The sequence below is a fragment of the Streptomyces sp. MP131-18 genome, assembly GCF_001984575.1.
In the GTDB taxonomy this organism is placed as follows: Bacteria; Actinomycetota; Actinomycetes; order Streptomycetales; family Streptomycetaceae; genus Streptomyces; species Streptomyces johnsoniae.
On sequence record NZ_LZNS01000001.1, the window covers coordinates 6,287,423 to 6,289,488 of the forward strand.

The following is a 2,066-nucleotide window of genomic DNA, read 5'->3' on the forward strand; positions in this document are numbered from 1 at the left end:
GGACCGGGACCTGGACGCGTTCGTGCTGTTCTCTTCCGGCGCTGCCACCTGGGGCAGTGGCGGGCTGAGCGCTTATGCGGCGGCGAATGCCTACCTCGATGCGCTGTGTGACAGCCGGCGGGGTCGTGGTCTGGTGGCCAGTTCGGTGGCGTGGGGCCTGTGGGCCGGTATCGGCATGGCCGCCAGCGACGGAGGCGAGCGGATGGCGGACTTCGGGATGGAGGGCATTGACGCGGAGCGTGGGATGCGTGCTTTGGGTCAGGTGCTGGATGCGGGTGAGGGTTCGATCGCTGTTGCCGGTTTCGACTGGGCGCAGTTCGTGCCGACCTACACCTTGCGCCGTCCCAGTCCGCTGCTGTCGGCCCTGCCCGAGGTCCGCGAGATCCTCGCGGCCGAAGCCGATCCCGGTACCTCCGCCAATGGCTCTGAGCTGGCCGCGCGGCTCTCGGGTATGCCGGTGGGCGACCAGCGGGAGACGCTGACGGACCTCGTACGTGGCCACGCCGCGGCGGTGCTCGGACACGATGCGGCGGCGGATGTGCTGCCACAGCGGGCGTTCAAGGACCTGGGCTTCGACTCGTCAAGTGCCGTTGAGCTGCGGAACCGGTTGTCGGCGGCAGCGGGCGTGCGGCTGCCCTCGACGATGATCTTCGACTACCCGAACGCCGCCGCGCTCGCCGAATACCTGCGTGGCGAACTCGTCGGCTCGGCCGCGTCCGAGGGCGCGGTCCAGGTGGTGGCTGCGGCCGGCGGTGAGCCGATCGCGATCGTCGGCATGGGCTGCCGCTTCCCGGGGGACGTCAACGGGCCTGACCAGTTCTGGGACTTGCTGGTTGCGGGCACGGATGCGGTGGGCGGGTTCCCGACGGACCGTGGCTGGGACGCGTTCGAGGAGGAGTTCGGCGGCGAAGCGGTCCGCGCCGGGGAGGCTTACACCCGGCAGGGCGGGTTCCTCTACGACGTGGCTGACTTCGACGCGGCTTTCTTCGGGATCAGTCCGCGTGAGGCGATGGCGATGGACCCCCAGCAGCGGCTGCTGCTGGAGACCTCGTGGGAGGCGATCGAGCGGGCGGGCCTCGCTCCGTCTTCGCTGCACGGTTCGGCCACCGGTGTCTTCATCGGTGCAAACCACTCTGGATACACCTCCGTTCTGCCCAATGACGATCAAAGCCTGGACGGATACCGGCTCACCGGGAACGTGACGGCCGTTCACTCCGGCCGGATCTCCTACACGCTGGGTCTGACGGGTCCGGCGGTGACGGTGGACACGGCGTGTTCTTCGTCGCTGGTGGCGTTGCATCAGGCGGTGACGGCGCTGCGTGGCGGTGAGTGCACGATGGCGCTGGCCGGCGGCGTCGCCATCATGGCCCTGCCGGATTCCTTCATGGACTTCTCCCAGCAGGGCGGTATGGCCTCCAGCGGCCGGAGCAAGGCGTTCTCGGACGATGCAGATGGCATTGGCTGGGGCGAGGGCGCGGGTGTGGTGGTGCTTGAGCGGCTGTCGGACGCGCGGCGTAACGGGCATCAGGTGCTCGCGGTGATCCGCGGTAGCGCGGTCAATCAGGATGGTGCGTCGAACGGTCTGTCGGCGCCGAACGGTCCTTCGCAGCGTCGGGTGATCCGTGCCGCGCTGGCGAACGCGCAGGTCTCCGCTGCTGATGTTGACGTGGTGGAGGCGCACGGCACGGGCACCGCGCTGGGTGACCCGATCGAGGCGCAGGCGCTGCTGGCCACCTATGGCCAGGAACGTCGCGACGGGCAGCCGTTGTGGCTGGGTTCAGTGAAGTCGAACATCGGGCACACCCAGGAAGCCGCGGGCGTGGCGGGTGTGATCAAGATGGTGCTGGCGATGCGGCACGGCGTTCTGCCGAGGACGCTGCATGCTGAGACTCCCTCGTCTCATGTGGACTGGGCCACGGGGGATGTCCGGGTGCTTCAGGAGGCGCGGGAGTGGTCGGCGGGTGACCGGCTGCGGCGGGCGGGTGTGTCGGCGTTCGGTATCAGCGGCACGAACGCGCACGTGATCATTGAAGAGGCGCCGCTTGAGGCTGCGGCGGTGGTTGAGG

General features: G+C 69.0%; 1 protein-coding gene. It reads left to right on the plus strand.

Going from position 1 to position 2,066, the window contains the following annotated elements; all coding sequences use genetic code 11:
* Positions 1–2,066: beta-ketoacyl synthase N-terminal-like domain-containing protein (locus tag STBA_RS28190; RefSeq protein ID WP_143659635.1), on the plus strand; the 2,066-nt coding region annotated here is incomplete at both ends.